A 22,177-nucleotide genomic window follows, 5' to 3' on the forward strand; every position below is an offset into this window, starting at 1 on the left:
GGCCTGGCGGTCTCGTCGCCGTACGGGAAAGTCGCCGATTTCCGCGGCCCCGGCCCGGGGTTCGAGGGTGGGTCGTCGTGACGTGCTAGGCGAACGGCACCCAGGCCCGCTGGCCGAGGTCGTCCAGGTCGTTGACCATCACGCCGCCGGAGGAGACGGTCCACAGCGCGTCACCGATCACCAGCGAACGCCGCATGGAGTCGGCCGACGGGTGACTGATCCGCCCCACCTCGACGAAGGAGCCGCCTTGCAGTCGAAGGACCAGCGCCTGGGTGCGGGCGGGCGCGAAGTCGGGTGCGACCGCACCGGTGCCGCCGTCGGTGGTGCTGCCCGCGGACGGCGGGGCGCCCGGCCGGGTGGTGCCGTACCCGGCCTGCAGCGGGATCACCAGGGTCCCGGTGGCCGGCCAGTACAGGAACGCGTGCGGGTCCATCTCCGCCTCGGAATTGCCCTGCGAGACGGTGAAGTTCGCGATCCGGGTCGGCGCGGCCAGGTTCGCCACGTCGAACAGCGAGACCTGGGTGCCCAGTCGGGATCCCGAGTCGGTGGCGTCCTGGCCGACGCCGATGAGCTTGCCGCCGTCCACCGGGTGCAGGTACGCCGAGTAGCCGTTGATCTTCAGCTCCCCGACCACCCTGGGTGCCGTCGGGTTCGCCAGGTCGAGGGTGTAGAGCGGGTCGGTGCGGCGGAACGTCACGACGTACCCGACGGCGCCGGTGAACCGTACGGCGTAGATGCGCTCCCCGCGCCCGAGACCGTCGACCCGGCCGACCTGGACGAGTTCGGTGCCGTTGCGCTTGAGCACCGCCACGGCGCTCTCGGTCGCCAGGATCGGCGCCATCTCCGGCGCGACGGCCGTGTCCGAACCGGAGTTGCCCGAACCCGAACCCGACCCCGAGCTGCCCGAACCCGACGTGTTCGGGAAGGACTTGCCCGTGCCGCCGGAGCTCCCGCTCTTCGGTTGCGCGGTGGCACCGGGCTGACGCTGCAGGGTGGTGGCGACGCGCAGGTGGTTGTCGAACTCCGACAGCGAGTACTGGTTGAGGAGTTCGCCCTCGACGTCGCCGGACGCCACGTGCCGCGGCGCGGCGGTGCCCGAGATGTCGAACTGGTAGAGCGCGGTGCGGCTCGACATCATCGGTCCGCCACTGGGCTTGGACTTGGTGGTGTAGTACGGGTGGTAGTTCGCCGCCACGTAGAGGTTGCCGGACGACGCGTACACGGTGTTGGCATCCGCGGCGATCGTCACCGGGCTGCCGGTGCCCAGGTCGCGCGCGAGGTCGAAGGACAGGACGCTGACGGTGGACGCGCCGGAGTGGCCCGGTGCCCCCGCCTCGGTGTCCGGACGGCTGACGTTGCCGCACTCCACGAGCCGACCGCTGTTGGTGCGGTCCCCGGTCTTGAGGGTGTAGCCGGGCAGCCAGTCGTCGACCGTGGTCTTGGCGACCGCCTTGGTGTACTTGGACTTGTAGTCGTCGCCGCCCGGGGAGTCGACGACCGGGCCGCGCGGGTACGAGCGGATGACCACGCGCGCCGTGGCGCCGATCTGACGGGCATCCACATAGGAGCCGTCGACGGCGAGTTCGCCCAGGACCCTGGGTTGGCCGGACAGGTCGACGAGGACCAGCTTCGACCGCGTGGGCGGCGGCGCGATCCGGCTCGACGAGGTCGCCTCGCCGCCGGTGGGCATGTCGTACGCCACCTTGTCGTTCGGCATGATCACCAGCGCGCGGTCGCCGGACAGCAGCATCTCGGTCGCGTACCCGCCGGGCAGCGCGAGCTTGCCGGTCTGCGTGCGGCTCGTGACGTCGACGACGCGGAGCGTTCCGTCGGCGACCGTGACCACCCGGCGCCCGTCGGTCTTGACGAGGTCGGGCTCGTCCACGCCCTGCTCGTGCACGTTGGTGCCGGAGTAGCCGGGCGCGGTGCTTCCGTCGCCGGGGGCCTTGGCCCCGCTCTCGGCGTCCTGCGGTGCGGCGGCGGGCGGCGCGGCGGGTGCCGCGGCGGACCCGTTGGCGAAGTCCTCGGCCGACCGGTCGCCGGTGAGGCCGGGACCCGGCTCGCCGGCCGCCTCCATGACCGGGGGCTGCGCGGCCCGGGCGAGCGCGCCCTTGCGGAAGTCGTCGAGCAGCGTCTCGCACGAGTCGTACGCGGAGAGCTTCAGCATCTTGGCCCGGAAGTCCGCGGCCTCGCCGGTCAGTCCGGCCGATCCCGGCGGCGGGGCGGACAGCGAGGGCTTGACCGCGGGCTCGTCCGAGCCGGAGGTGCAGGCGGTGGCGACCAGGCCGACGCTGATCGCGAGCCCGGCTATCGCGCGCCGCCGGGGGCGGCGTCCGGGCGTTGCGGTGGACCGGCCCGGGGACGCGCCCGCCGGTCCGAGGGTGCCGTCGTCGTTTCGCATGGCGGTGTGACGGGGCGGGCCGGGGATCGGTTCCCGGGTCCGGTCCAGGTGGCGGAAACCCGGTGGGATCCGCGGATCGGGCCGGTTGCGGACGGGCGTGCGGAGCACGGCGAGCAGAGGCGGAGGAGTGTGCCGTGGGTGTGAGCGGAATCGACGAGCGCGAGGAATTGCGCCGGACCGTACGGGCGTTTCTGGCCGAGCACGCGGACGAGGCGGCGCTGCGGCGGGCCATGGAGTCGACGGTCGGCCACGACCCCGACGTGTGGCGGCGGTTCGCGGGGGAGTTGGGGGTCACCGGGCTCGCGGTGCCCGAGGAGTACGGCGGCGCCGGCGGGATCGCGGAACTCGGTGTCGTGTGTGCCGAGGCGGGCCGCGTGCTGATGTGCGGCCCGTTCCTGTCGACCGCGCTCGCCGGGCAGGTCATCCTGGCCTCGGGCGACGCCGAGGCCTGTGCCGCGTACCTGCCGGGCATCGCCGCGGGGGAGACCGTCGCCACGGTGGCGGTCGCCGAGGCCGACGGGCGGTGGCGTACGTCCGCCCAAACCTCCGCCGACACGTCCCACACGTCCGCCGCGCGGCGGGGTGACGGTGGTTGGACGCTTTCCGGCACCAAGTGGTTCGTCACCGACGGGATGACCGCCGACCTGGTGCTCGTCGCCGCGTCGACCGACGACGGCCCGCAGGTGTTCGCCGTACGCACCGACGCGGTCGGCCTGACCCGGCGTCCGCTCGCCACCCTCGACCTGACCCGTCGTCAAGCCCGCCTGGACCTCGACGCGGTGCCCGCGCGCCGCGTCGCGGCCCCGGACGGCGCCGCACTCGTCGACCACACGCTGGACGTGGCCGCCACCCTGTTGTCGATCGAACAGGCGGCAGGGGCACGGTGGTTGCTGGAGGCCACCACCGCGTACGCACGTGACCGCGTGCAGTTCGGCAGGCCGATCGGCTCGTTCCAGGCCGTCAAGCACAAACTCGCCGACGTGCTGGTCTCGGTGGAGTCCGCGCATTCGGCCGCCTACCGCGCGCTCGACATGTGGGCCACCGGCGACCCGGAGTTCCCGCTGGTCGCGTCGCTGGCCAAGGCGTACTGCTCGGAGGCCTACCTGCACGCCGCCCACGAGGCCGTGCAGTTGCACGGCGGCATCGGCTTCACCTGGGAGCACCCCGCGCACCTCTACCTCAAGCGCGCCCGGTCGACCCACGAACTGTTCGATCCGCCGAGCGTGCACCGCGCCCGGATGGCCGAGCTGCTCAGTGTGGAGAGCGGCCTTCCCCATTGAAGATGCAATCATTATAAAGATAGCCTTGCGCCGGTGCGTCACGCAGGAGGTAGAGCATGCCCATCACGGATGCCGCGATCGATCGACTCCGTGCGCGTATCGGTGTCCCCGAGCCGCACACGGTGCCGCCGCACTACCGGCTGCCGGGCATCGACGCGTTCCGGCACGTGGCCGAGGCGTACGGCGACGACAACCCTCTGTGGTGCGACCCGGATTACGGCGCGCAGACCCGCTGGAAGAGCCCGATCGCGCCGCCCGCCCTGGTCGGCGGGGACTCCCTGATCGGCGAGGACGAGGTCGCCGAAGTCGCCGAGGAGCAAAAGGCGTTGATGAAGGGCGACCCGCTGCGCGGCGTGCACGCCTTCTACTCCGCGAGCATGCGCGAGTGGTGGGCGCCGCTGGTGCCCAACCGCCGGGTGTTCCGCCGCAACGCGCTGGTCGGCGTACACGACAAGGCGAGCGCATTCGCCGAACGCGCCGTGCACGAGTGGACCGGCCAGGTCTTCGGCGACGAGACCGGGGCGCTGCTGAGCGGCCAGTACCGCCTGATGATCCGCACCGAGCGGTCCAAGGCCCGCGGCACCGGCCGGGAGAAGGCCGTCGAACCCGCCTCCTATACCGAGGAGGAGATCGCCGCGATCGAGGCGCAGTACGAGGCGGAGCGCCCGCGCGGCGCCGAGCCCCGCTGGTGGGAGGACGTCGAAGTCGGCGACGCCATAGGCCCATTGGTCAAAGGGCCCTTCACCGTCACGGACACGGTCTGCTGGCACGTCGGCATGGGCATGGGCATGTACGGTGTCAAACCGCTGCGCCTGGCGGCCGCCAACCGGCGCCGCATCCCGCGCTTCTACCACCGCGACCCGCAGGGCATCCCCGACGTGATGCAACGCATCCACTGGGACCCGGAGTTCGCCAAGCGCTCGGGCAACGCCACCACGTTCGACTACGGCCGGATGCGGGAGAACTGGCTCATCCACCTGTGCACCGACTGGATGGGCGACGACGCCTGGCTGTGGAAACTCGACTGCGAGTTCCGCGCGTTCAACTACACCGGCGACACCCAGTGGCTGCGCGGCACCGTGGTCCGCAAGTACCTGGCCGAAGGCGGCCGCCCGGCGGTCGACCTGGACCTCGCGGCGGTCAACCAGCGCGGCGCGACCACCACCCCCGGCCACGCCACCGTGCTGCTGCCCAGCCGCGAGCACGGCGCCGTACGCCTGCCCGACCCGCCCGGCGGCGCCACCGACCTCACCGGCGCACTGCACGCCGCCGCCGAGCAGTTCGCCGCCCGCGACCGCGACGAGGAGACCCCGTGAACGACGCCTACCGGCCCGTCCCCGGCCTCGACACCGCCCTCGACCCGGCCACCGGGATCCTGCGCCTGACCCTCGACCGGGTCGAGAAGCGCAACGCGCTCGACGACGTCATGGTCGCCGGCCTCATCGCCGCCCTCGACGCCGCGGGCCACGACGAAGCCGTCCGAGCGGTCCTCCTGTCCGCCCAGGGCCCGCACTTCTGCACCGGCGCGGACATCGTGCAGCGCAACGCCGCCGAGGAGACGCAGGGCGAGGGCCGCAAGCCGCGGGTCGGCAGCATCCAGCGCCGCCTGCCCGCCCAGGCGCACCGGCTCATCCCCCTCGTGCTCACCGTGCAGGTCCCCGTCGTGTGCGCGGTACGCGGCTGGGCGGCCGGCATCGGCCTCGCCCTCGCCCTCGCGTCCGATGTGACCGTCGCCGCAGACGACGCGCGGTTCTGGGCACCGTTCTCGGCCCGCGGCTTCACCCCGGACAGCGGGGTCACCTGGCTGCTGCCCCGGCGGATCGGCGAGGTCCGGGCGCGCAAGATGCTGCTGCTCGGCGAACGCGTCCCAGCCGATGTCGCCGACACCTGGGGGCTCGTCGACCGCGTCGTGCCCGCCGACGACCTCGACAAGACCGCCGCCGACCTCGCCGCACAGCTCGCCGCCGGGCCGACCGTCGCCCTCGGCCTGACCAAGTGGCTTATGCACAACGGTGCTTCGGCGACCCTCGACCAACAGTTGCGGGACGAGGGATTCGCCATGGAACTCTCCTCGCGCAGCCGGGACTTCCGCGAGGGCATGGCGGCGTTCATCGGCAAACGGCCCGCGAACTTCGAGGGACGGTGACCGCGGTGGCCGACCTCGTCGACGACGACGGCAGGTTGCTCCTCCCCGACCCCGCCCGGGTCGCGGAGACGGTCGCCGCGTGGGTGGAGCGGTACGTACCCGCCGCGTGGATCGCCGCCGCGCCGCGCGGCCGGGCCGCGATCCGCGAGGTCCGCTCCCGCGCCGAATACGAGGCCTGGTACCCGGTCTTCGGCCGCTCGGGCCTCGTCGCCCCCACCTGGGAGCCGGAGTACGGCGGCCTTGGTCTGACCCGCGAGCAGGCGCGTGCCGCCGACGAGGTGCTGCGCCCCTACAACCTCGGCCGGCTCAACCCCCTCGGCCTCGGCAACGCGGCACCGGCGATCTTCGCGCACGGCACCGACGAGCAGAAGCTCCGGTTCCTGCCGCCGATCGTGCGCAACGAGGAGTTCTGGTGCCAGCTGTTCAGCGAACCCGGCGCCGGATCGGACCTCGCCTCCCTCGCCACCCGCGCCGAACAGGACCCGGCGTCGGGCGACTGGCTGGTGACGGGGCAGAAGGTGTGGACGACTTGGGGCTTGCGCGCCGACTTCGGAGTGCTGCTGGCCCGTACCGACCCCGACCGCACCAAGCGCAAGGGGCTCACGTACTTCCTGCTGGACATGCGTCAGCCCGGTGTTCAGGTGCGGCCGTTGCGGACGATGACCGGTGAGTCGGAGTTCAGCGAGGTCTTCCTCGACCGGGCCCGGATCCCGGACGCGTACCGCATCGGCGCGGTCGGCGACGGCTGGAAGGTCGCCGGCGCCACGTTGTCGGGGGAGCGGCAGATGGTCTCCGGTGCCGGGTCCGGCGGGGTGGACCGCATCGGCGGGTCCGGCGTCGCGCACCTGCTCGCCCTGGCCCGCCGCATCAGCGCCGAAGGCCGCTCCGGCGGCTGGGACGACCCGGTGGTACGGCAGGAGTTGATGAAGCTCTACAGCGAGGAACGCATCCGCGCCTGGACCAACGACCGCGTCCGCGACGGGGTCAAGGCCGGACGCGCACCCGGCCCGGAAAGCTCCATCGGGAAGGTCCACCAGGGCGAGCTGAACCAGCGCATGCAGGCCATGGCCGCGCAACTTCTCGGCGCGTGGGGACAGGCCTGGGAGACCCACGACCCCGACGCGTCTTATGAGGACACGCTCCCGCACGAGGTCAAGGGCATGCTGCGCAGCCGCGCCAACACCATCGAAGGCGGCACCTCCGAGGTCAACCGCACCATCCTGGCCGAACGTGTCCTGGGACTGCCCCGCGAACCCGATCCCTGGCTCCACACGCCCTGGCGCGAGATCCCCCGGAGCTGACCCATGACGGCTGCGACCACGGGCACCCCATCGGACCGGCGCTACACGCGCTTGGTCGTGGAACGCGAAGGACCCGTCGGCTGGCTGGTCTTCGACCGGCCGGACCGGGGCAACGCCATGGACGCCGCGATGCTGGAGGAACTGGAGTATGCGTGGCGGGAGTTGGACGACGACCCGGACGTACGGGTCATCGTCAACACCGGCAACGGCGCCGCGTTCCAGACCGGACTGGACGTCGCGCAGCTCGCCCGCGACCCCGCCGCGCTGCGCGAGCAGTCCCGGCGTACGAAGCGCTCCGAGCTACGCCTGACCGGCCATCACAACAAGGTCGCCAAGCCCGTCGTCGTCGCCGTCAACGGCGTGTGCGCGGGCGGCGGACTGCACTTCGTCGCCGACGCCGACGTCGTGTTGGCGGCGTCCGACGCGGTGTTCCTGGACCCGCACGTCACGGTGGGGCAGGTGTCCGCGTCCGAGGCCGTCACTCTCGTACGCCGCGCCGCGTTCGAACCCGTCATGCGCATGGTGCTGACCGGCCGTCACGAACGGCTGTCGGCCCGGCGCGCGCACCAACTGGGCATCGTCGGCGAGGTGGTCGAACCGCCCGAGCGACTGCGGGACGCCGCCCGGGAGTTGGCCCTGACCATCGCCCGCAATCCACCCGAACGGCTCGCGGCGGCCAAAGCCGCGTTGTGGCGGGCGCTGGAACGACCAGGTGTGCCCCGGCCTCCGACAGAGCTTCTGACAGAGCCTCTGACAGAGCGTCCGACAGAGCTTCTGACAGAGCATCTGACCGAGCCTCCGACCGAGCCGCAGACAGAACCTCCGACGGAGCCTCCGACCGAGCCGCCGGCAGATGACGCGCGAGAGACCCGCAAGAGCGACGAAGGGACGACGCGGTGACCTACCCCGATCTGGAGTACCTGAGGTTGGAGCGGCGCGGCCCCGTGGGCTGGCTGGTCAACAACCGGCCGGACCGGCTCAACGCCATGAACAGCGCGATGCGCGACGAGTTCGCGGTGGCCTGGAAGGCACTGGACGCCGACCCCGAGGTCCGGGTGATCGTGCACACCGGGGAGGGGCGCGCCTTCCAGACCGGGGTGGACGTCGCCGAGATCGCCGGGGACGGCGTCGGCATGGAGCGCTACCGGCAGTCCATGGAGGACTTCGACGTGCACTTCACCGCCTGGCACCAGGGGGTGGAGAAGCCCGTCATCACGGCGGTCAACGGGCTGTGCGCGGGCGGCGGGTTCCACTGGGTGGCGGACGCGGACATCGTGATCGCGGCATCCGACGCCCAGTTCTTTGACCCCCACGTCTCGGTCGGGCAGGTGGTGGCGATCGAGGCGATCGGGCTGCTGCGCAAGATGCCGTTCGAGGCGGTGATGCGGATGGCGCTGACGGGCCGTCACGAGCGCATGTCCGCCCGGCGCGCCTTCGAACTCGGCATGGTCGGCGAGGTGGTCGACCCGCCCGAGCGGCTGCGCGACGTGGCGCAGGAACTCGCCGAGAAGATCGCCCGGAACTCGCCCGCCGCGATGGCCGCGACCAAGCGCGCCCTGTGGGGCGCGCTCGAACTCGGCCTCACCGACGCGTGCAAGGCCGGCGCCAAGGAACTCGTCTCCATGTGGGGCCACCCGGACCAGGAGGAAGGCCCCCGCGCCTTCGCCGAAAAGCGCGAGCCGCAGTGGGCACCGCCCCTGGCCGGGAACGACGCGGAGACATGAGCGGCCGCCAAGAGGCCGCCGACCGCCCCGACTTGCCGTCCGGAGGTGCCGCGTGCGGCTGACCGACCTGCTGGCGCCGCGCGAGGACGACGCGCGTACGACGGCCGTCTACACCGACACCCGCGAGGTGACCCGGGCCGCGCTCCGTGACGCGGCGTGGGCGCTCGCGGGGGTGCTGCGCGGAGCGGGCGTACGCGAGGGGCAAGCGGTCGCGGTCATGCCCGGCGACGGCGCCGAGGCGATCGCCGCGCTGTTCGGAGTGTGGCGGGCGGGCGCGGTGTACGTCCCGCTCAATCCGCGCCTGACCGACGCCGAGGTGGCGCGCGTGCTGGCCGAGGTACGGCCCGCGCTGGTCGTCACGGACCGGGCGGGCGCCGGACGCTTCCCGGGCCACCCGGTCGTCCTGGCCGACGCCGCCCCGTCCGGCGTGGCCGGCACGGCCACCGTGCCCGGCACGGCCGATACACCGGGCACCACCGACAGGCCCGGCACACCCGGCGCGCCCGACACGGCCGAAACCGACGGTGTGCGGGCCGCGTTCACCTGGTCCCCGCCCGTCCCGGCACGCAGCCCCGAGCCCGGCGCGGACCCGGCTCCCACGCACGACCCGGACACCGCCCTCATCCAGTTCACCTCCGGAACCACCGGACGCCCCAAACCCGTTCTGCTGCGCCACAGCGGAATCTCGGCACTCCTGGAGCCGGTTCTCGCACGCCTGGTGGGATCCGGGCGCGCCCGCCCGGCCGTACCGATGCCCAACCTCATCCCCACCTCCATGTCCCTGTGGGCGGGCATCTACAACGTGCTCTTCGCGTTTCGCGTCGGCGCTCCGGTGGTGCTCATGGAGCGGTTCGACACAACGCGGTTCGTGGCGTATGTCCGCAGGTTCGGGATCCGCTCGGTCGTGCTGCCGCCCGCCGCGATGGTGATGCTCACCGACGACGAGGCCATCGGCGACCTGGCACCCCTGCGGTACGTGCGGAGCATCACCGCACCCCTGTCGCCGTTCCAGGCCCGCCGGTTCCGCGACCGCTTCGGCGTGACTGTGCTCAACTGCTACGGCCAGACCGAGATCGGCGGCGAGATCGTCGGCTGGAACGCCGCCGACGCCCGCGAGTTCGGCGAGTCCAAACTCGGTGCGGTCGGCCGCCCGCACGACGGGGTCGCGCTGCGCATCGTGGACGCCGAGGGCGGTGAGGCCGGTACCGGTGGTTCGGGTGAGCTGTGGGTGCGGACACCCGCGATGGCATCGGGCTACGCCGACGGGGGCGGTCTCGGCGAACGCCTCACCGCCGACGGGTGGTTCCGCACCGGCGACGTCGGCCGGGTGGACCCGGAGGGCTTCCTGTGGATCGACGGGCGGGTCTCCGACATGATCAACCGTGGCGGCCTCAAGGTGTTCCCCGCGGAGGTCGCGGAGGTGCTGCGGCTGGCCCCGGGGGTCGCCGACGCGGCCGTGGTGGGGATCCCCGACGACCGCCTCGGCGAGGTGCCCTGCGCCTTCGTCGTGCCCCGGGGACCGCGCCCGCCCGACCCCGCCGAACTCGACGCATGGTGCCGGGCGCACCTCGCCCCCTTCAAGGCTCCGGTTCGGTATGTCACGGTGGACGCCCTGCCCCGCAACGAGGTCGGAAAGGTCCTCGCCGACCGGCTTGCGGCACTCGGAAGGACACACCCATGAAGCAGACCGTCGCCCATCTCGTACGGTCGGCCGCCGACCGCTACGAGGACGCCGAGGCGGTGGTGGACGGCGACGTCACGCTGACCTTCCGTCAGCTCGGGGACCAGGTCCTCGACTTCGCGCGGGCCGCGATCGCGCACGGGGTCCGTCCCGGTGACCGGGTGGCGATCTGGGCGCCCAACTCGGCGCGGTGGCTGGTCGCCGCGCTCGGCACTATCAGCGCGGGCGCCACCGTGGTGACCGTCAACACGCGCTACCGGGGCGAGGAGGCCGCCGACCTGCTCCGCCGTTCCGCGGCCGTGGCGCTTTTCGTGCACCAGGATTTCCTGGGGTACGACTACTTCGGCGCGTTGCGCGACGCCGCCGGGTCAGCTGCTTCCGGGGCAACTGACCTCGCGCGGACTGCCTCTAGGGCAAATGCCGCCGCGCCGACTGCCGCCGCGGCGGCCGGGACCGGGTCGGGTGCGCCGGCTGCGGATGCCGAGGGCACTGAAGGCACCCAGGGCACTGAAGGCGCTGAAGGCACCGGGGGCACCGAGGGAACTCCCGTACCGGGCCTGCCTTTGCTGCGGTACGTCGTCGACATCTCCGGCGCCGGTCCGCGCGTGGACGGTGACGGGCCTTCGCCGTGGGACGACTTCATGGCGGCGTACGACCAGGTGCACGAGGAACAGGCACTCGGCGTCCTCGACGGCATCCGGCCGACCGACATCTCGCACATCATCTTCACCTCGGGAACCACCGGGCGCCCCAAGGGCGTTCTGCTGCACCACCGGGCGCTGGTCCGGCTGTACGCGGCGTACAGCGGCATCTGGGGCATCCAGGAGGGCGACCGCTACCTCGTCCCGCTGCCGTTCTTCCACACCGGCGGCCAGTCCGCGATCCTGTCCTGTCTGATCCGCGGGGCCACCATCCTGCCGCTGCCGGTCTTCGACCCGGCGACCGTGCTGGAGCTGGTGGACCGGCTGCGGGTGAGCGTCCTGATCGGCGCCCCCACGGTGTTCTCCGCGCTCCTGGACCACCCGGACCGGTCGCGGTACGACCTGTCTTCGCTGCGCCTCGCCGCGACCGGCGCGGCCGTCGTCCCGGTGCGCCTGGTGGAACGCTGCCTCGCCGAACTGCCGTTCACCAACTTCATCACCGCCTACGGGATGACCGAGTGCCACGGCACCGCCACGATGTGCCGCGACGACGACAGTCCGGCGACGGTGGCCGCGACGAGCGGCAGCGCGCTGCCGTCCGTCGAGGTGCGCGTCGTCGACCCCGAGGGCCACGACGTCGGGGTCGGCGAACCGGGGGAGATCTGGGTGCGCGGCTACAACGTCACGCGCGGCTACCTCGACGACCCGGAGGCCACCGCCGAGGCGATCGACCTCGACGGCTGGCTGCACACCGGCGACATCGGACACCTCGACGCGCGCGGCAACCTCGCGATCACCGACCGGCTCAAGGACATCTACATCGTGGGCGGGTTCAACGTGTCGCCCGCCGAGGTGGAGCAGGTGATGGCCCGTCATCCGGCGGTGTCGGAGGCCGCGGTCATCGGCGTGCCGGACGACCGGATGGGCGAGGTGGGGCGCGCTTACGTCATCCCGCGCCCGGGGGCCGAGGCCGACCCGGAGGAGATCGGCGCGTGGCTGCGGGCGCGGCTGGCGAACTTCAAGGTGCCGCGCAGCATTGCCGTCGTGGACGTGCTGCCGCGCAACGCCACGGGGAAGGTGCAGAAGACCGAGCTGCGGGCCGCGTACCGCGATGCGGCGGCCGACCCGGTCGCTGACCGAAACTGATCGTATTCCGGCCAATGCTGAACGGTGTGCGGAGGCAGGCTGGGCGGAAACGGACGCAAACGTTCCGCCAAGATGGCACAGAACACACCCAAGACCCCCGGTTGGGGTCTTTCCGTACGGTCGCGGCGTCGCTAGCATCCCGAGCGTTCCCGCAACCCCGTGACGTCCCCGTCTTGGCACGGTCGTACGCCCCGGCACCAGGGGGCAGGTGACGGAAGGGCTCGCTCGGATCCCGCCGGAGGCCGGCCATGCCGTACCGCTCTGTCGTGTCGCCCCTGCACGAGGTCGTGCAGGTCCCGCCGCACCCGCGGTTACGTCCCGGCGTGCAGTTCTACCGGGGCTTCCGCATCCACGCCGGGCGACCGCGCGAACGCCTCGAACTCCCGGTCGGCTTCGCGACCCTGCTGCTCGGCTTCGACCACCGCATCACCATCGGGGCCGTCGGAGCCGGCCGGGCCGCCGACCCGGCGGGCGCGCCGCGGAAGACGTACACGTCGCTGCTGGCCGGCATACGGACGAACTCGGTCATCGGGGTGCACTCGGGGACCGTGCACGGCATCGAGGTGGTCATGCGGCCGTGGGCGGCGTACGCGATGTTCGGCGTGCCCATGCACGAACTCACCGAACGCCTCGTCGACCCCACCGACGTCGCCGGGACCACGATGCGCCGCCTCACCGACCGACTGGCCGAAATCCCCGACTGGCCCTCGCGCTTCACCGAACTCGACCGCTCCCTGCTGCGCCGCGTGGAGGACGGCCCGGGGCCCGCGCCCCGGATACTGCGGGCCTGGGACCTGCTCGTCGGCTCGGCGGGCACCATGCCGATCGCCGATCTCTCGCGCGAGCTGGACTGGAGCGAACGGCAGTTGGAGCGACGCTTCCGCGAACAGCTCGGCCTCGCACCCAAGGCCGCCGCACGCGTGCTGCGCCTGCAACACGCGATGCGACTGCTCGTCGCGGGACGCCCGCTGGCCGAAATAGCCTCGCGCGCGGGCTTCTACGACCAGTCGCACCTGAACCGCGAGATCCGCACGGCGACCGGCATGACACCGGGCGTGTTCCTCAGCCGCACACTGCACGCCCCGGCGGCCGCGGCCCGGGTCGACGGGACGGTGACCACCCTCGTCCTCCAGGCGTGACCCGCGTGACCCGCGTGACCCGCGTGACTCCTCAGCGTGGCACGGCGAGTTACGCGCCCGGCCCACCGACCAGCAGCGGGCGCAGCAGGTCCGCCGGATCGGCGCTCGCCGGCAGGTCGCTCACCTGGCCGTCGCCCACCTCGACGATCCGCCGGACACCGTCCGCGCGTCGGGCGAGATCGGTCGTCACGAACGAAGCGCCGAGCGCGCGTACGGCCGCCCGTACGGCAGGCGTGTCCAGAACGTCGGGCAGCGCGTCGGCCGGGGTGTCCGGAGCATCCGGATGCGGCGTCACCAACACCGGCTCCCCGTCGACCCACCACACGCGTGCCTCGGGCCCGGTGAACTGCTCGAAGGCACGGAGCACGACGCCGCCGACCAGGAACTCGCCCTGGCCGTCCAGGAACGCGCCGACCACCGACGCCAAGTGCGCGGTGTCCGTCAGGTCGGGTACGAAGCACGCTGTGTGCCACTCGTGCTTGCGGGACTTGACCCAGTCCTTCACGATCCCGGCCCCGGGAGGCAGGGCCGCCGCCTCCGCGGCGAGCCGGGCTGCGGACGGGAGTTCGCGGGGGAGTCCGCCGGGAGGGAGGGGGATCATCCGGCTCGCCGGGGTGTGGTCGCGGAAGTGTTCGTACCAGCCCGGGAGCTCATGGGCCGATTGATAGGCGGCAGGGGAGGTGAGCGGCCGGGCGCCGCGGGACCGCAGCGCGGCGTCGAGCGCAGCGTAGGCCTCCGATGTGACCATCCAGCCCCGGTACCGGACATCGCCGAGCCCACGCGGTACGCGGGCGACCGCCTCGGACACGTCGCCGCGTGCCGCCGCATCGTGGTCGAGGTACGCCACCGCGCAGCCGAGTTCGCGCGCCGCGGCCGCCTCGCGGGCGAAGTGCGGGTCGGCCCGCCGCGGGTTGAGCGGGTCGCAGGGCAGCAGCAGGGCGGTCGGCATTCCGCCACGGTAGCCGCGGCGTCCGCCCAGCCGCGGTGCGCCCGCGGTCACGCGGTGCCTCGAGTGAGCGACAGCAACTCCCGTGCCGGACCCGTCGGGTGCGTGCCGTGCGGCCACACCGCGCGCAGCGAACGCGACAACGCCAGGCCCGCGACCTCCACCGCGACGAGACGGCCGGAGGCGATGTCGTCGGCGACCGCGAGCGAACTGAGCACCGCGGGCCCGGCACCCGAGACGGCGGCGGCTTTCAGCGCGGTGGTGGAGGCCAGTTCGAGCAGCGGGTCGGCGGCCGGCGTGCCGTGCCGGGCCAGCGCCGCGGCCAACACCTCGCGCGTCCCCGACCCGGGCTCGCGCTGCACCAAAGGCGTTGCCGCGAGTTCCGCCGCCGGGAGCGGCGAGCGGCGGCGCGCCCACCGGTGCCCGGGCGCGACCACAACGGTCAGCCGGTCGTGCGCCACCACCGCCGAGTCCAGGCCGCCAGGCGCACGTACGCCCTCGGTGAACCCGAGGTCGGCCTCGCCGGCCAGCACGCGCGCGGCCACATCGGTCGAGTTGCCGACCCGTAGCGACACCGCGACACCGGGCAGCGCCTCGCGCAGGGCGACCAGCCAGCGCGGCAGCAGGTACTCCGCGACGGTCAGGCTCGCCTCGACGCGCAGTCGGGTGTTGTGGTCCTCGCGCAGGGCGGCCAGCCCGGTGTCGAGTTCGTCGGCGGCGTCCAGCAGCGGCCCCGCCCACTCGGTGACCAGTACACCGGCCGGGGTCAGCACCGAACCGCGCGGCGTGCGCTCGAGGAGGGGCACCCCGGCCAGGCGTTCGAGCGTACGCATGCGCGCGCTCGCGGCGGGCTGCGAGATCCCCGCCTCCGCTGCGGCGCGGCCGAGCGAGCCCAGCCGCGCCACCGCGAGCAGCAGTTCGAGCGCGGGCAGGTCGGGCATGCGGGAAGAGAGGGGCACGGCACCAGCGTACGAGACCGGCCATAAGGCCGCCTTATGACCTCATCGACGCGAGGCCGCTACCGGGGGCCGCCCCGCCGGACCAGGCTGGAGCCATGAGCACGACCGCCGTGACCCGCCCCCGCCTCCTCCGCGAGCTCGACCGCCCCGCCGACGCGTTCCGCGGCATCGGCCCCAACTGGTTCGCGGCCGTCATGGGCACCGGCATCGTCGCCAACGCCGCCGCCACGCTGCCCGTGCACATCACCGGGCTGCACACCCTCGCCTTCGCGGTCTGGCTGCTCGCCGCCGCGATGCTCGTCGCCCTCGTCGCGGCGACCGCCGTGCACTGGACCCGGCACCGCGAGACCGCCCGGGGACACGCACTCAACCCGGCAATGGCACCCTTCTACGGCGCGCCGCCGATGGCCCTGCTCACGGTGGCCGCCGGCACCGTCACCTTCGGCCCCGACCTGCTCGGCACCTCGACCGCCCTCGGCATCGGCACGGTGTTGTGGACGCTCGGCACGCTCGTCGGACTCGCCTCGACCGTGCTCGTCCCGTACCTCATGATCACCCGGCACACGCTGAGCCTCGAAAGCGTGTTCGCCACCTGGCTCATGCCGGTCGTGCCGCCCATGGTCTCCGCCGCCACCGGCCCCCTGCTGATCCCGCACATCGCGCATGGACAGGCCCGCCTCGGGCTGATGCTGGCCTGCTACGCGATGTTCGGCATCAGCCTGCTCGCGACCCTCGCCCTGCTGCCGCTGATCTGGACCAGGCTGCTCCTGCACCGCACCGGGCCCGCGGTCATGGTGCCGACGCTGTGGATCGTGCTGGGGCCGCTCGGCCAGTCGGTGACCGCGGCCAACACCCTCGGGTCGGTCGCGCACCTGGCCGTCCCCGCCGAACAGGCACGTGCGTTCGAGGCGTTCGCCGTCGTGTACGGCGTGCCGGTGCTCGGCTTCGCCCTCCTGTGGCTGGTCCTCGCCGCGGCGATCACGCTGCGCACCGCCCGCACCGAACTCCCGTTCGCCATGACGTGGTGGGGCTTCACCTTCCCGCTCGGCACCTGCGTCACCGGCGCCGCCGGCCTGGCCGCGCACACCGGCTCGACGGCGTTCAAGGCACTGGCCGTGGCACTGTACGCGGCACTCGTCGCCGCATGGGTCGTCGTCGGCACACACACCGCGCGCGGCTGCCTGACCGGAAGCCTGTTCCGAGTCACCCGGCCGGTCACTGCGCCGGGTGCTTCCTCCACCGCTTCGCCCGTCGCTTCGCCTGTCGCCTCGCCTGTCGCTTCGCCGGTCGCCCGGTTTGTCGGTGAGCCGGTTGCTTCGCCCGTCGCTCCGTCCGTTGCCACGCCTGTCAGTTAGCCGGTCCTCCGCGTGTCGCCCCCCGTGCCCGTTTGACCTGCTGGCCCGCAGTTTCGTGGATGACCGTGCGGATCCCGCGCCGATGCAGGCCTAGGGCGCGGTCTGCCCGTCGGGGTCGGCGACGGCAGTCCCAGGGGATTGCCGTCGTTCCGCACGTGAGGCGATCAACGGGCCGAGAACCCGGGTGCCTGGACCCACGCGGCCGCCGGGCCCGGGGAGTTGGTCCGAGTTGTGCACCGTGAGGGGCTCACCGCAGTGCGTGCAAACTGCGACGGCGTTGGTGTCCCGTCCGCAGGTGGTGTGCCATATGCGCGTCGGCGGCCCGGCGGGCTCGCCGTACCAGCGGTCGCCCCAGGCCATGAGGCCCAAGAGCACCGGGTACAGGTCTTCGCCTTTCGCGGTCGCCTGGTAGTGCTCTCGGGGCGGGTGGTCCTGGTAGCGCTCCCGGGTCAGCACGCCCTCGTCGACCAGCCGCGCCAGACGGGCGGCGAGGACCTTGCGGGAGATCCCCAGGTCGTGCGCGAGGTCATCGAAGCGCGTGACCCCGACCAGCACGTCTCGCATGATCAGCGCAGTCCACGCGTCACCGAAAAGGTCGGTGGCCCGCGCGATGGAGCAGGCCACGTCGGCCAGCGGCTTCCTGGTCATGGCAGGCAGTCTAGCCAGGTTCCCTCTGGGAACCTAGGCTGTCACTGACGAGTTTCTTCAGGGAACTCACCTTCAGGAAACTCACCTTGTCATCGGGAGGCACCGTGGCCCATCCCCCGCTCGTCGAACTCGATTCCGTCGCGCCCAACGCCATCGACGGTCGCCACATCCGTGCGGTCACGTTTCAAAAGGTCCGGATGACGTACATCGAGGACGTCCTTGCCCGGCATCCCCTCGCGCCGGGCAGCCCGGTGCTGGTGATCGGCAGCGGACGCGGCCTCCTCGCCAGGGCCCTCGCCGGGCGCGGGTTCTCCGTGACCGCCGCGGATCCCTCGCAGCGCGCCACCGACGCCGCTCTCGCCGCGGTCGACCAACCGACACCGCCGGTGCGCTACCTGACCGCGACGGCGGATGAGCTGGCTGCGGCAGGCGACACGTACGCCCTGGTCTACGTCGCCGACACTCTGGAGGTCTCCGAAGACCTTCACGAGGTGACTTCGGCCATCGGCGCGTTGGTGCAGTCACGAGGCGTGGTGATCTATGACACGGTGAACCGCACAGGCATCGCAAAGTTGGTGTACCTGGGCGCCTTCCAGAAATTTCCTCCGACACGCATCATGCCGCCGGACCGCTACACGTCCGCGAGGCTGCGTCCGCCGAGTGCCGTAACCGCCGCACTGGCATCCGAGGGATTCCGCGACCAGGAAATCTGCGGCTTCAAGCCTGTGAGTGGGCGCGCGCTTGTTGCAGCCACCCTTGCCCGCCGCCGCGGCAAGCTCGACGACGAAGAGATCGCACGACGGGTGGATTTCGTCCTTGCTCCAAGCTCCCCTCCGAAGGTGACCTACTTCGGCCACGCTCGCAAAGCCTGACTCCCGGCAGGTTGATTGGGCGGTGCACCTCGTTGCGGCGGCGGCCGAGTGCGCTGGCTGGAGGGTCGGCCATGATGGTGCCGAGTCACGGCAGCTCCGAGGAAGGCGGCTTGGCATGACGTATGGCTACATCGGCACGATGAAGACCCAGCCCGGCATGCGCGACGGCGTCGTGGCGATCCTGCTCTCCGGAGTCGAGAGTCTCCGCGAGCTGGGCTGCGAGAGCTACGTCGTCAGCATGGCCGCCGATGATCCGGACACGATCGTGGTCATGGAGGTCTGGCAATCGAAGGACCACCACGACGCATCGCTGCAGTTGCCCGAGGCCAAGGAAGCGATCGCTGCCGCCATGCCCATGCTCACCGGCGAATTCAGCGGGCGAGAGCTGGTTGTAGCGGGCGGCCTCGGCGCTGACGACTGACGGATAACGGTTGGAGCCGAAGGAAGATGGCAGCGGCGTAGCGGGCGCCTGGTAGTTCGTGGCGAGTTAGCCGGTGCAACCGTCCCGGCCGAAGGCCGCGGTGTGCGCGCCGCGACCCGCCGTGGCAGGCGCCTGAGGCAGGCCACCCGAGGTCTGTGCCGCCCACCGCTCCACATGCCGGTCAGGACCCGCCGGTCAGGCCATAGGCTGACGGCCATGAAGTCCCTGGTGCCGACGCCGCCCGAGGGGTCGGCGCTGGCCGAACCGGGTACGCGTCGTGCGCTGCGCGGATACCGGCTCCGGGCCTGGTCGCTGATCCTGCTCGGCGGGGCGCTCTACGCCGCGGCCTGGATCCTGGAGCGGCAGACGGACCTGCCGCCGGTATGGACCCTCGCGACCATCCTCGCGGCGGGCTGCGCCGGGGTGTTCGGCCTCGTGACGCAAGTGCAGGCCGCGCGCATGCACCGCGTGCTGGCCCGCCACCCGTGGGTCGCCTGTGCCTGCCGCTTCCACGCGCCCGCCACGTATCCCACCGCGGGGAACCAGTCGGTCGTGGTGCTCATCGACCCCGCACGTGACGGCGCGCAGCACGTGCTCGCGGTCGTCGCCACCGCACGCCGCGCGCGCCGGCTCGCGCCGTGCGACGGCTCGAAGGTGTGGTTCGCGGGCGATCCCGCGCGCGGCGGCGTCGTCTCGCCGCCCGGCGGCGGCCACTTGCTGTGGACCCGACCGGTGCTGCTGCGCCCGTGGAGCCGCTACGTCAAGCAGCAGGCAACAGGCACCAACCCCGCCGGAGCCTGACCGAGCCTCGCGCCGCAGCGCACCGGGACGTCACGCCGCAACGCGCAACGGACCAGGACCCGGCGCATCCAATCGCGCCGGTTGCGACCACACGACACTCGCGCTGCATGCATGGCGCCGGGCCGCGCGCCTGGACCGATCCCTACTCACGCTGCCCGCCCATCGGTCCCCTCCCGCGTGACCCTTCCCATATCTCGGGAACGTCTGTCGCCGCCGCGTGGTGCCGAACCCGCCCCGCAACCGCCCGAATCGGCGAAGGTCCACAGTGTTCGACACCCCGTTCGACCGCAACGCCCGCACGCCAACTCACGCGCCAGCCCGCCAGCCCGCCAGCCGGCCCGCACACCCGCACCCTGCCCACCGCCGACCGCCGACCGCCGACCGCCGACCGCCGAGCGCACCTCTACGACCGCACCAGGCGTGCGATGGCGGCCGAGGCTTCGCGTACCTTTTCCTCGGCGTCCTCGCCGCCGCCCGCGATTGCCTCCGACACGCAGCACGCCATGTGCTCGTCCAGCAGAGTGAGCGCGAACGACTGCAACGCCCGTGTCACCGCCGACACTTGGGTCAGGACGTCGATGCAATACGTGTCGTTCTCCACCATGCGCTGGAGGCCGCGTACCTGGCCCTCGATGCGGCGCAGCCGCTTGAGCACGTCGTCCTTCTGATGGCTGTATCCGGTCATCGCCCGCCCCCTCCGCCGCGCCGCCGCCGAGCCCGCCCGGGCCCGGCCGGCCCCGCCGTGACCCCAAGTGTGCCCGTCCGCCCGGGAACGCGACGACCCCGCGGCGGAACACTCCGCCGCGGGGTCGCGCGGTTTCCGGGACGGCCCGGCCGCGGCTGTCAGTACGACAGCCCGTGGCCGAACTCGTAGACCGCGTCCGTGCCGTCGCTCGGCACGTCCGAGCGCTGCGCCTCGACGTCGGCCATCGAACGGGGGAGCTGGAACGGCAGTCGGCCCTCGGGCGTCCGGCGCCCGAACAGCACGTCCAGCAGCGGGCCGTCGGCCGCGCCGTAGTTGGCCACCAGCGCCGCGGACGCCTCGGCGATCTCCGGGATGACCGCCGGGCGCTCCAGGTAGATGTCGACGACGGTCGGCACCTTGCCGCACAGTTCGAGGATGCGGGCCAGCTCTGCTTCGCCGAAGGCGAGCGAACCGGAGTGGAAGAACGCCTCGAACGGGCCGTTCGCCGGGTCCCACGGGGTGCGCGTGCGCAGGATCGCCACGTCGGCGTCCTCGGGCGCGGCGACGACGGTGCCGTACGCGACGGCCAGTTCGGCGTCGACGCCCTCGACGTACACCTTGGTGCCCTGCGCGAGCGGCAGGACCGGGGCGTCCGTGCCGTTCTTGAGCAGGGTGACCGACCGGGCCTGCGCGGCGAGGCCCAGTTCGAGCGACTCGGGGGTGCCGACGATCGCGTCCGCGGCCTCGACGTCCACGAACGGGTTCTCGAACAGGCCGAGTACGAACTTCTCGCGCAGCAGGCGGCGCACCGAGACGTCGATGCGCTCCTCGCTCACCTTGCCGTCGCGCACCAGGGCGATGACGAGGTCGGGGCAGGCCTCGCCGCCGAACTGGTCGCAGCCGGCCTCGATGACCTTCTGCACGCGCTCGGGCTCGGTCAGGTGCTCGACGCCCCAGGCGCGGGCCGGGTACGCCGTACCGAAGATCTCGGCGTCGCTGATCAGGCCCCAGTCGGTGCACACGATGCCGTCGAAGCCCAGTTCCTCGCGCAGGAGGCCGGTGATGACACCCTTGTTGAAGCCGAAGGCGACCTCTTCCAGGTCGGTCCCGACCGGCATGCCGTAGTACGGCATCATCTGCGAGGTGCCCGCCGCCAGGGCCTTCTTGAACGGCTCCAGGTGGTAGGCGAAGTTGTCGCCCGGGTAGACCTGCTCGCGCCCGTCGGCGAAGTGCGGGTCGGTGCCGTCCTTCTGCGGTCCGCCGCCCGGGAAGTGCTTGGTCATCGTGGCCACCGAGTCCGGGCCCAGCTTCCCGCCCTGCGCGCCCTCGATGTACGCCGCGACCATGCGCCCGGTCAGCTCGGCGTTCTCGCCGAACGTGGCGTTGATGCGCGCCCAGCGCGGCTCGGTGGCCAGGTCGATCTGCGGGTGCAGCGCGACGCGGATGCCGACCGCGAGGTACTCGCGGCGCATGATGTCGGCGAAGTCGCGGACCAGCTTCTCGTCGCCGATCGCCGCGAGCCCGCACGTCTCCGGGAACTGCGAGAAGCCCCCGGCCAGCATCGCGGTGCCCGGGTTGTCGGTGAAGTGGTGGCGCGGGTCGGTCGAGATCGTGACCGGGATGCCCAGGCGCGTGCCCAGCGCGATCTCCTGGACCTTGTTGTGCCACGCCGCTATCTGCGTCGGGTCGGCGCCGCCCATGAGGTTGAAGTGGTTCATCCGCCGCGCCTCGACCATGTCCCGCACGGTCGGCGTGCCCATGGGCGATTTGGCGGCGTCCTCGATGAGCTTTCCGTCCTCGCCCATCACGGCGATGGTCTGGAAGAGCAGGCCCGCCTTCTCTTCCAGCGTCATGCGGCCGAGCAGGTCCTCGACGCGCTCCGCGACCGGGAGCGAGGGGTCCTCGTACGGCGCGGTGGCGCCGCCGCGGAAGGTGTTGCGGGCCGAGTCCGCGCTGGTCTGGGTCATCTTCACTGCCTCCTGGGCGGGGTCGAGCACGTGGGCGCGACGGGGACGGCCCACCCACACATCG

At 72.4% G+C, this 22,177-nt stretch carries 19 protein-coding genes; 13 read left to right on the top strand and 6 right to left on the bottom strand.

All coding sequences use genetic code 11. The annotated features are described in order from the left end of the window. Positions 1-85: 85 nt before the first annotated feature. The gene (locus AB0C36_RS10435; RefSeq protein WP_358352161.1) at positions 86-2,401 is read right to left on the bottom strand and encodes a beta-propeller domain-containing protein; all 2,316 of its coding nucleotides are present in this window, start codon (positions 2,399-2,401) and stop codon (positions 86-88) included. Positions 2,402-2,535: 134 nt separating this feature from the next. On the opposite strand from AB0C36_RS10435, the gene AB0C36_RS10440 reads away from it, so the two are divergent. The 9 genes from AB0C36_RS10440 (at position 2,536) to AB0C36_RS10480 (ending at position 13,459) form a co-directional block, all read left to right on the top strand. After that, the gene (locus AB0C36_RS10440; RefSeq protein WP_358352163.1) at positions 2,536-3,681 is read left to right on the top strand and encodes an acyl-CoA dehydrogenase family protein; all 1,146 of its coding nucleotides are present in this window, start codon (positions 2,536-2,538) and stop codon (positions 3,679-3,681) included. Positions 3,682-3,737: 56 nt separating this feature from the next. Further along, positions 3,738-4,997: an acyl dehydratase gene (locus tag AB0C36_RS10445; protein ID WP_358352164.1), complete on the top strand. Its 1,260-nt coding sequence runs from the start codon at positions 3,738-3,740 to the stop codon at positions 4,995-4,997. Then, positions 4,994-5,827: an enoyl-CoA hydratase/isomerase family protein gene (locus tag AB0C36_RS10450; protein ID WP_358352166.1), complete on the top strand. Its 834-nt coding sequence runs from the start codon at positions 4,994-4,996 to the stop codon at positions 5,825-5,827. Before AB0C36_RS10445 ends, AB0C36_RS10450 begins: the two co-directional genes overlap by 4 nt. A 5-nt stretch (positions 5,828-5,832) precedes the next feature. Next, positions 5,833-7,128, top strand: coding sequence for an acyl-CoA dehydrogenase family protein (locus AB0C36_RS10455; RefSeq protein WP_358352168.1), 1,296 nt, complete (start codon positions 5,833-5,835; stop codon positions 7,126-7,128). A 3-nt stretch (positions 7,129-7,131) separates the two neighbouring features. Beyond that, on the top strand, positions 7,132-8,028 hold the full coding sequence (locus AB0C36_RS10460; protein ID WP_358352170.1) for an enoyl-CoA hydratase/isomerase family protein: 897 nt from the start codon (positions 7,132-7,134) through the stop codon (positions 8,026-8,028). Next, a complete protein-coding gene (locus AB0C36_RS10465) occupies positions 8,025-8,852 on the top strand; it encodes an enoyl-CoA hydratase/isomerase family protein (RefSeq protein WP_358352172.1) in 828 nt (275 codons plus the stop codon). Before AB0C36_RS10460 ends, AB0C36_RS10465 begins: the two co-directional genes overlap by 4 nt. A gap of 52 nt (positions 8,853-8,904) precedes the next feature. Beyond that, entirely contained in the window at positions 8,905-10,533 is a 1,629-nt protein-coding gene (locus AB0C36_RS10470; protein WP_358352174.1) for a class I adenylate-forming enzyme family protein, read from the top strand. After that, complete coding sequence (locus AB0C36_RS10475; protein WP_358352176.1) at positions 10,530-12,320, top strand: AMP-binding protein; 1,791 nt, start codon at positions 10,530-10,532, stop codon at positions 12,318-12,320. Before AB0C36_RS10470 ends, AB0C36_RS10475 begins: the two co-directional genes overlap by 4 nt. A 248-nt stretch (positions 12,321-12,568) precedes the next feature. Then, the gene (locus AB0C36_RS10480; protein ID WP_358352178.1) at positions 12,569-13,459 is read left to right on the top strand and encodes a helix-turn-helix domain-containing protein; all 891 of its coding nucleotides are present in this window, start codon (positions 12,569-12,571) and stop codon (positions 13,457-13,459) included. 49 nt (positions 13,460-13,508) lie between these two features. On the opposite strand, the gene AB0C36_RS10485 is transcribed toward AB0C36_RS10480, so the two are convergent. Together AB0C36_RS10485 and AB0C36_RS10490 are read right to left on the bottom strand one after the other, a co-directional pair. After that, complete coding sequence (locus AB0C36_RS10485) at positions 13,509-14,408, bottom strand: ATP-grasp domain-containing protein (protein WP_358352179.1); 900 nt, start codon at positions 14,406-14,408, stop codon at positions 13,509-13,511. A 47-nt stretch (positions 14,409-14,455) separates the two neighbouring features. Then, positions 14,456-15,346 carry a LysR family transcriptional regulator gene (locus AB0C36_RS10490; RefSeq protein WP_358352300.1) on the bottom strand — a complete coding sequence of 297 codons (891 nt, stop codon included), beginning with the start codon at positions 15,344-15,346 and terminating at the stop codon, positions 14,456-14,458. Between the two features lie 113 nt (positions 15,347-15,459). Here AB0C36_RS10490 and AB0C36_RS10495 point away from each other — a divergent pair, with 113 nt between their 5' ends. Continuing rightward, positions 15,460-16,719 (top strand): TDT family transporter, encoded by a 1,260-nt coding sequence (locus AB0C36_RS10495; protein WP_358352181.1) that lies wholly within the window; start codon positions 15,460-15,462, stop codon positions 16,717-16,719. A gap of 90 nt (positions 16,720-16,809) precedes the next feature. Here the strand turns inward: AB0C36_RS10495 and AB0C36_RS10500 are convergent, their stop codons facing one another. After that, positions 16,810-17,367 carry a winged helix-turn-helix transcriptional regulator gene (locus AB0C36_RS10500; protein WP_358352183.1) on the bottom strand — a complete coding sequence of 186 codons (558 nt, stop codon included), beginning with the start codon at positions 17,365-17,367 and terminating at the stop codon, positions 16,810-16,812. A 104-nt stretch (positions 17,368-17,471) separates the two neighbouring features. On the opposite strand from AB0C36_RS10500, the gene AB0C36_RS10505 reads away from it, so the two are divergent. The 3 genes from AB0C36_RS10505 to AB0C36_RS10515 all read left to right on the top strand — a co-directional run bounded on the left by AB0C36_RS10505 (position 17,472) and on the right by AB0C36_RS10515 (position 19,461). Continuing rightward, positions 17,472-18,239 carry a class I SAM-dependent methyltransferase gene (locus AB0C36_RS10505; protein WP_358352185.1) on the top strand — a complete coding sequence of 256 codons (768 nt, stop codon included), beginning with the start codon at positions 17,472-17,474 and terminating at the stop codon, positions 18,237-18,239. A 115-nt stretch (positions 18,240-18,354) separates the two neighbouring features. Beyond that, positions 18,355-18,660: a putative quinol monooxygenase gene (locus AB0C36_RS10510; protein ID WP_358352187.1), complete on the top strand. Its 306-nt coding sequence runs from the start codon at positions 18,355-18,357 to the stop codon at positions 18,658-18,660. 216 nt (positions 18,661-18,876) lie between these two features. After that, positions 18,877-19,461, top strand: coding sequence for a hypothetical protein (locus tag AB0C36_RS10515; protein WP_358352189.1), 585 nt, complete (start codon positions 18,877-18,879; stop codon positions 19,459-19,461). A 403-nt stretch (positions 19,462-19,864) separates the two neighbouring features. Here the strand turns inward: AB0C36_RS10515 and AB0C36_RS43210 are convergent, their stop codons facing one another. After that, positions 19,865-20,308: a metal-sensitive transcriptional regulator gene (locus AB0C36_RS43210; protein ID WP_435839022.1), complete on the bottom strand. Its 444-nt coding sequence runs from the start codon at positions 20,306-20,308 to the stop codon at positions 19,865-19,867. Beyond that, a complete protein-coding gene (locus AB0C36_RS10525; RefSeq protein WP_358352192.1) occupies positions 20,305-22,113 on the bottom strand; it encodes a glycoside hydrolase family 3 protein in 1,809 nt (602 codons plus the stop codon). Before AB0C36_RS10525 ends, AB0C36_RS43210 begins: the two co-directional genes overlap by 4 nt. Between the last annotated feature and the right edge of the window lie 64 nt (positions 22,114-22,177).

Origin of the sequence: Streptodolium elevatio, from assembly GCF_040649515.1 — a bacterium.
Lineage (GTDB): Bacteria > Actinomycetota > Actinomycetes > Streptomycetales > Streptomycetaceae > Yinghuangia > Yinghuangia elevatio.

Coding starts and splice junctions, on each gene's coding strand:
- AB0C36_RS10435 (WP_358352161.1), bottom strand. CDS start 2,401: ATGCGAAACGACGACGGCACCCTCGGACCGGCGGGCGCGTCCCCGGGC.
- AB0C36_RS10445 (WP_358352164.1), top strand. CDS start 3,738: ATGCCCATCACGGATGCCGCGATCGATCGACTCCGTGCGCGTATCGGT.
- AB0C36_RS10460 (WP_358352170.1), top strand. CDS start 7,132: ATGACGGCTGCGACCACGGGCACCCCATCGGACCGGCGCTACACGCGC.
- AB0C36_RS10475 (WP_358352176.1), top strand. CDS start 10,530: ATGAAGCAGACCGTCGCCCATCTCGTACGGTCGGCCGCCGACCGCTAC.
- AB0C36_RS10480 (WP_358352178.1), top strand. CDS start 12,569: ATGCCGTACCGCTCTGTCGTGTCGCCCCTGCACGAGGTCGTGCAGGTC.
- AB0C36_RS10485 (WP_358352179.1), bottom strand. CDS start 14,408: ATGCCGACCGCCCTGCTGCTGCCCTGCGACCCGCTCAACCCGCGGCGG.
- AB0C36_RS10490 (WP_358352300.1), bottom strand. CDS start 15,346: ATGCCCGACCTGCCCGCGCTCGAACTGCTGCTCGCGGTGGCGCGGCTG.
- AB0C36_RS10495 (WP_358352181.1), top strand. CDS start 15,460: ATGAGCACGACCGCCGTGACCCGCCCCCGCCTCCTCCGCGAGCTCGAC.
- AB0C36_RS10500 (WP_358352183.1), bottom strand. CDS start 17,367: ATGACCAGGAAGCCGCTGGCCGACGTGGCCTGCTCCATCGCGCGGGCC.
- AB0C36_RS10510 (WP_358352187.1), top strand. CDS start 18,355: ATGACGTATGGCTACATCGGCACGATGAAGACCCAGCCCGGCATGCGC.
- AB0C36_RS10515 (WP_358352189.1), top strand. CDS start 18,877: ATGAAGTCCCTGGTGCCGACGCCGCCCGAGGGGTCGGCGCTGGCCGAA.
- AB0C36_RS10525 (WP_358352192.1), bottom strand. CDS start 22,113: ATGACCCAGACCAGCGCGGACTCGGCCCGCAACACCTTCCGCGGCGGC.